Genomic DNA, 241 nt, shown 5'->3' on the forward strand with positions numbered 1-241 from the left:
AGCAAGATGGTGTTAGACTAAGAGCAACTATTAGTGAATTTGGCCCCGTTTTATTATCTAGAATTTTAGATTTAACCGAAACACAAAGTGGTATTGTATCAGTTATTTTTCAATATTGTGATGACAATAAATTACCGCTTTTAGATTTAAAAGATTTTAAAAAAATATTACAATACGCCACACAAGAAGGTAAGGCCGAATTTACAGAAGCTTATGGGCGTATTTCTACCGCTTCAACAGG

At 32.8% G+C, this 241-nt stretch carries 1 protein-coding gene; it reads left to right on the forward strand.

Translation table 11 applies throughout. From position 1 onward, the window contains the following. A partial coding sequence (locus FUA24_RS00190) for a helicase HerA-like domain-containing protein (RefSeq protein WP_148539576.1) occupies positions 1 to 241 on the forward strand: 241 nt, incomplete at both ends.

It is taken from the genome of Seonamhaeicola marinus, assembly GCF_008085455.1.